We start from the raw sequence: 281 nt of genomic DNA, 5'->3' as shown, positions 1-281 counted from the left end.
TTACGTCTGGGATGACGCCGGCCGTGTCACGGTGCAGTACGTCGACGGCACGCAAGAGGTTTACGTCCACGACGATACGGCGCGGCTGGTGCGTCAGGTCGCCGCCGACGGTGGTGAACAGCTCAAGGCTTACGACGCGCAGGGCCGATTGGTTGCCGAGCAGGATGCGCTCGGCGCGGTTACCGAGTACCGCTACGACGATGCCGGACGGCTGATCGCGCTGATTCCGCCGGACGATGCGCCGACGTCCTACGAGTACCGCAACGGTTTCCTGCACAGCC

At 65.5% G+C, this 281-nt stretch carries 1 protein-coding gene; it reads left to right on the top strand.

What is annotated here, in order from left to right; genetic code table 11:
* Window positions 1-281 (top strand): RHS repeat domain-containing protein (locus tag L6D81_RS29390; RefSeq protein WP_236183006.1); only part of this gene is annotated, 281 nt, incomplete at both ends.

The organism is Pseudomonas sputi (assembly GCF_021603585.1).
Lineage (GTDB): Bacteria > Pseudomonadota > Gammaproteobacteria > Pseudomonadales > Pseudomonadaceae > Aquipseudomonas > Aquipseudomonas sputi.
The sequence above is the reverse complement of the archived record's forward strand: the minus strand, read 5'-3'. Positions and strand labels throughout refer to the sequence as shown.